This is a genomic window from Erythrobacter sp. WG, from assembly GCF_026586795.1.
Lineage (GTDB): Bacteria > Pseudomonadota > Alphaproteobacteria > Sphingomonadales > Sphingomonadaceae > Erythrobacter.
Map to the genome: position 1 here is coordinate 151,370 of NZ_JAPFGY010000004.1, position 6,147 is coordinate 157,516.

Consider the following 6,147-nt stretch of genomic DNA (forward strand, 5'->3'; position numbering starts at 1 on the left):
GCGCATCAGAAGTTGTACCGCGCCCGGATCAGGAAGGTGCGCGGCGGATTGAGGTAGCTGGCGTTGGCGAGCGCGGATTCGATCGCCTCCTCATCGAGGCAGTTGCGGCACTCGGCCGACAGCGACCAACCCGACACCGAGGCCAGCGCCAGCGAGGCATTGACGATCCAGCGCGCCTCGCTGAACGAGCCGAGGTTGGGGACCAGCCGGTTGCCCTGGCCGATGGTATTCGACGGATAGAGCGTGCCCGAGGGGCCGCGCACGGCTGCGTCGAAGAAGGAGACGTTGCTCGTGCCCACCTCGCTATCGCTGCGCCAGCTGCCGTTGATCGACGGGGTGAGCGTCAGGCCCCCGCCGAGCTGCGCGTCGTAGCTCGCGCCGAGGGAGATGGTCCAGTCGGGCGTGCGGACGGGGGTGGAAATGTCGCCGGTGGGCGTGATGATCCCCACCCCGCAGGCGACCGCGTTGTCGGTGCCAGCGGTGTTCGGGATGCGCCCGGCGGCTAGCTGCGCACGGCACGTCGCCTGCTGCGCGGCGACCGACTGCACGCCGAAGCGGTTGAAGGCCGGCGCACTGCGGTCCACCCGGTACTCGTCGTCCTGATAGCCGAGCGTCGCGAAAAGATTGAGCCCCGGCGTCGGCACCGCCGAGATTTCCACCTCGACGCCCTTGTTGCGGTAGCCCGCGAAATTGCCGGTCAGGAAGCCGATCGACCCGTCGGCCCGAACGAAGCCGCCGAGCACCTGGAGATCGGTGATATCGAGCCAGTAGCCGGTGACGTTGAAGCGCAGGCGGCGGTCGAAGAGGTCGGTCTTGGCGCCGATCTCATAGCTCCACGCGGACTCGGGACCGAAGGGGAGCAGTTCGCCCACCGCGGTGGCGCGGGCGTTCCAGCCTCCCGACTTGAAGCCTTGGGTCGCCGAGGCATAGAGCAGCACCTGATCGTTGGCGCGGTAGTTGATCGCGAAGCGCGGGTTCCAGCGTCGCACGGTCTGTTCACGCGGGATCGCCGTGCCATTGGGGGCGAAGAGATTGGCGTTATCGATGCAGGTCGAGGGGCCAAGGTTGTTTGCGGCACGGCACAGCACCCCGCCGACGCGCGGGCGGTTGTCGGTGATGTCGATGCTCTTGGTCTCGTCGGTGTAGCGGATACCTGCGGTGAAAGTCAGGCGCTCGGTCGGGTGGATGTCGGCCTGCAGGTAGCCGGCTATCGCCTCGGCGGTGTTCTTGAGGCGGCGGTCGGCGAGCAGCAGCGGAAAGCCGGTGCCGAGGGTGAACAGGTCGCCGAAGTCGGTGTTGTTCTTCTCGTGAAAGTAGAAGACGCCGCCGACCAGATCGACAAGGCCATTGGCCAGCGAACCGTTGATCTTCACTTCCTGGGTGAACTGCGTGTGGCTGCCTTCGTTGGCGATGGTGAAGCCGCCGAACGGGAAGCCGCGCACCGGCGGGCGCGGCGCTGCGGCGGCGGGCAGGGCGCGGCCGTCGGCGAAATCGAGCACATAGTCCTGCGAGATATCGACGAAGCCGGTGATGACGTTGAGCGTCCAGTCAGGCCCGAGGTCGAACTCCAGATTGGAGGAAACGAAATCCATCGCGGTGCGGCTGCCGTTGCCGAAATTGGCCTTGTTGCCCGCAACCAGCCGCCCGAGTGTCGGGCTGATGAGGTTGCCCCTCGCGGTGAGGCCGGTGGTCGAGAAGCGCCCGTCGCACTGGGTGGGCTGAGCCGGGTTGCAGTCGAAGTTGAGGACGTTATCGGATTCGGCGAAGGTGTGGATGTAGGAGGCGTTCCAGCGCGCCCAGGAGGCCAGCTCGCCGCGTGCGGCAAGGCGCACGCCCCAGTTGTTGTTGGGGTTGTAGCGCTCGTTTGTGACCGTGTTCCTGACGTAGCCGTCGTCCTCCATCCAGAAGCCGGAAACGCTCACCGCGAAGCTGTCGGCGAGCGGCAGGTTGACCGAGGCGCGGGCGAGGTACTGGTTGTAGCTGCCGTAGCCGACCTCGGCATAGCCGCCGATCCCGGATGTGCTCGGCTGCTTGAGGTGGATGCTGACCGCGCCGCCGGTGGTGTTTCGCCCGAACAAGGTGCCCTGCGGCCCGCGCAGCACCTCGATGCGGTCCACATCGAACAGCATGAGGTTGTTGGCGTTCTGACGCGAGAGGTAGATGTCGTCGATATAGGTGCCGATCGGCGGATCGAAGGTCGCCACCGTCTCGGTGCTGCCGATCCCGCGCAGGTAGTAGGCATTGGCGGTGCCAAGGCCGGTGTTGTTGAGACCGACCATGTTGGGCACGAACAGGGCGACGTCGAGCGCATTGATCGCGGCGCGGCGGGCGAGGGCGGTCTCGTCGAAGGCGGTGATCGCGATCGGCACGTTCTGCGCGCTTTCGGCACGGCGCTGGGCGGTGACGATGATGTCGGCGACGCCGCCTTCGGTTTCGGCTGCCGGCTCGGCGGACCTGTCCTGCGTCTGCTGCGCGAACACCGCCGAGGGAAGGGCGGTCAGCGCGACGATCGACGTCATGCAGGCAAGGGCGCGGAGGCGTGCGGACCTGGAGACCGGTGAGACTGCGGCTTTCCTCATTGTGCTTTACCCCTTCGACTGGTGATCGGTGGCTATGCCCGGCCGTTGCCGTGGCAAAGGGTGCTCCTCCTGCGTCGCCTGCGAAGTTGTCCGGACAAAGTCTTGCTTGTCAAGCTCGGAAATGCAATTTGTCCGGACAAGCGCAGCACAATGCGTGCGCGTTGCGCCCAAGGCGCAACAAATGATCGGAAGCGGAGCATCGCGCCCATGCAGGATTACGCTTACCCGCTGCTCGTCTACGCGCACCTGCTGCTCTTCGTGCTGTGGCTGGGCGCAGACGTCGGGGTGTTCATTCTCGGGCAGCACTTCCGCCGCCGCTCGGCCTACACCCTCGACCAGCGGATCGCGCTCCTCAAGCTGCTGGTCGAGGTGGACATGATCCCGCGCAGCGCCTGGGCACTAATGGTGCCGCTGTCGCTAAGCGTCGCAGCGGCGGGCCGATGGTGGGCGGTGCCTTCGTTGGTGCTCTGGCCGGCCTGGGTGGTGGGTCTCGGCTGGCTGTGGCTGGTGTGGGATTCCCACCATCACGACCAGACCCCGCGCGCCGCGCGCAACCGTCGCATCGAAGGCTGGCTGCGCTGGCTGATCGGCGGCTTCTACCTGTTGCTCGGCAGTCACAGTCTCCTCACTGGAGCCCCGCTCGCACCGACGTGGCTGGCGCTGAAGGCACTGCTCTTCGGGCTCATCTTCGTCGCAGCGATCATGATCGACGTGACCTTCAAGCCGGTCGGCGCGCAGCTTGCCGCTGTCCTCACGCAAGGATCTGACGATACGACGGAAATTCCGCTCCGCAGGACCATGGACCGGACCCGCATCTGGGTCTGGGCGGTGTATTGCCTGCTGCTTGCCACCGCCTTCCTCGGGAACGTCAAGCCGCAGTGAAGGCACGGCACGAGGCCACCTTTTGCGTGTGCCTTCTTGGCCGAAAATTTGTCTGGACAAATTTGTCGGTGCTGCGAATTATACAACACAAGGGACAGCAACGCGGTCGCTTGGCCGCGCTCAGGGAGGGGTCAGAAATGAAGCACATCATCCGCAGCGTTTTGCTCACCGCGACGGCGCTGACGCCCGGCATGCTCGCGGCGCAGGACAACGCCGCCCAGTCAGACGCTGGCGCTAGCCAAAACTCCAGCGCGGCGATCGCGCCCGACGAGATCATCGTCACCGCACGCAAGACCGAGGAGCGCCTCCAGGACGCCCCGCTCGCGGTCTCGGTGGTGACGGCAGCGGCCATCGACCGGCTCGGCTTCAACAGCATCACCGACCTCACTCGGGCCACCGCCGGCCTCGTATTCGACGACAGCTTTGGGCGCGACGCCAACCGTCCGGTGATCCGCGGCCAGGCCAACATCCTCGGGGATTCGGGCGTCGCCTTCTTCATCGACGGCATCTACTTCAATGGCTCGATTGCCGATTACGACATCGATTCCATCGCCCGCATCGAGGTGGTCAAGGGCCCGCAAAGCGCGCTCTACGGCCGCAACACCTATTCGGGCGCGATCAACATCATCACCCGGCAGCCCGGCGACCAATGGCGCGGGCGCGTGCAGGCCGATGTGTCGGAAGGCGCGACCTACGACATCAGCGCCAATGTCAGCGGGCCGATCGCGCGGGGCCTCGGCTTCATCGCCGGCGGTCGCTACTTCAAGAACGAGGGCCTCTTCACCAACCAGTTCGACGGCACCCCGATCGGCGTCCAGGACACGCGATCGGGCTTTGCGATGCTGAAGTACGACGACGGCGGCGCGGTGCGCGTGGGCCTGCGCGCGAACTACACCCGCACCCGTGACGGCCAGCCCGCGATCTTCGCCACCGACGCGAACGACAACAACTGCCTGCCCGATCGCGGTGCGCTGTTCGCCGGGCGTGGGCGCTACTTCTGCGGCACGATCCGGCCGCGTCCGATCAGCACCGATTACAGCCGCCAGTTCGCGGGCGAGTTCGTGGGCAACAAGATCGCCACCTGGAACACCGGCCTCAGCGTCGAGATCGACCTCACCGACAAGCTGACCCTCACTTCGCTGACTGGCTACAACCGCCGCACCTCCACGCAGCGTACCGATGGCGACTATTCGCCGACCCGTTATCAGGGCGTCATCTTTTCGACGATCCCGGTGGGGTCGCCGGTCGCTCCGTCGATCCCCTTCGGTTTCGCCAGTTCGCAGACCGACTTCTCCTTCTCCAACGCTTCCAAGCGCGAGGACTGGTCGCAGGAGCTGCGCCTGCAATACACCAGCGACCGCGCCCGCATCCTGCTCGGCGGCTACTACTGGGATCAGGATACCGACAGCCGCGACAACCGCGTGCTGCCCCCGGGGGCCCAGGCCGAGGCCAACGCCAACATGCTCGCCGCGCGACAGGCACGCTGCGCAATCACGCCGCGCTGCGGCTCGCTCAGCCCCGCCTTCCCGCTCGGCTCGCTGACCGAGAGCCGCAACAATTCGCAAGACAACATCCGCAACGTGGCGGTGTTCGGCTCGGTCTCCTTCGACATCACCGACAAGCTCTCGATCAGCGCGGAAGGGCGCTATCAGGAAGAGCGCATCCGCACCGTCGCCAACAGCGCGACCGTGCAGGCCGGCCTCATCAGCACCGTGCGCGCCGAGCGGACCTTCAAGGAGTTCCTGCCGCGCATCACCGTCGATTATCAGGTCACCCCTGATAACCTGCTCTATGCCGTATACTCGGAAGGGCAGAAGCCCGGCGGCTTCAACGGTCCGGCGGCGATTTCGGTGGGCCGCGATGCCTTCGGCGCCGAGGACGTGAAGTCCTGGGAGATCGGTTCGAAAAACACTTTCATGAACGGCGCGCTCGTCGCCAACCTCGCGCTGTTCCACAACGAGATTACCGGCTATCAACTGACCCAGCCTGTCGAAGTCCTGCGTCCGCCGCTGGCCCCGCAGCAGGTTACCGCGATCAACAATGCGGGCGATGTGCGGATCCAAGGTTTCGAGTTCGAACTGGTCGCCAAGCCTTCGCGCGAGCTGACCCTCACGGCCAACTACGCTTTCGCGACGAGCCGCTTCAAGCGCGGGACCGACGAAAACCAGGGTGTGCTCAACGACGTCGCCGACAATGGCCTTGTCGACTGCTCGACCGGCGATCAGCTGCCCAACATTGCCGGGTGCCAGTCGCTGTTCGGCGACATCACCGGCAAGAGCCTGCCGCGCGCGCCCCGGCACACGGTGTTCGTCGACCTCGACTATCGCCGCGACATCGGAAGCTCGGGCTGGCAGGCCTTCGCCGGGATCAACGCCTACCTCACCTCAAGCAACTTCGCGCAGGTCCACAACCTCGCCAAGACCGGGGATGCGGTGGTCTCGGACATCCGCCTCGGCGCGCAGAACGATAACTTCCGGCTTCAGTTCTATGTGCGCAACCTGTTTGACGAGGACGCGATCAACCAGATCATCCGCTACGCCGATGCCAACCGCGACTTGCGCCGCAACTTCATCGCCGGCCTGCGCCCGCCGCGCCGCTTCGGGGTGATTGCCGAAGTGCGCTTCTGATCGCGCGCATCGTCTGGGTAGACGAAGGGGGGGGGGGGGGGGGGGGGGGGGGGGGGGGG

At 65.9% G+C, this 6,147-nt stretch carries 3 protein-coding genes; 2 read left to right on the forward strand and 1 reads right to left on the reverse strand.

Annotated elements, in window-relative coordinates; genetic code table 11:
* Window positions 1-5 precede the first annotated feature (5 nt).
* A complete protein-coding gene (locus OPU67_RS03645) occupies window positions 6-2,519 on the reverse strand; it encodes a TonB-dependent receptor (protein WP_267617643.1) in 2,514 nt (837 codons plus the stop codon).
* Between the two features lie 267 nt (window positions 2,520-2,786).
* Here OPU67_RS03645 and OPU67_RS03650 point away from each other — a divergent pair, with 267 nt between their 5' ends.
* Together OPU67_RS03650 and OPU67_RS03655 are read left to right on the forward strand one after the other, a co-directional pair.
* Window positions 2,787-3,461, forward strand: a complete 675-nt coding sequence (locus OPU67_RS03650) for a hypothetical protein (protein WP_267617645.1) — start codon at window positions 2,787-2,789, stop codon at window positions 3,459-3,461.
* Window positions 3,462-3,598: 137 nt separating this feature from the next.
* Window positions 3,599-6,088 carry a TonB-dependent receptor gene (locus OPU67_RS03655; RefSeq protein ID WP_267617646.1) on the forward strand — a complete coding sequence of 830 codons (2,490 nt, stop codon included), beginning with the start codon at window positions 3,599-3,601 and terminating at the stop codon, window positions 6,086-6,088.
* The last annotated feature ends 59 nt before the right edge of the window (window positions 6,089-6,147 follow it).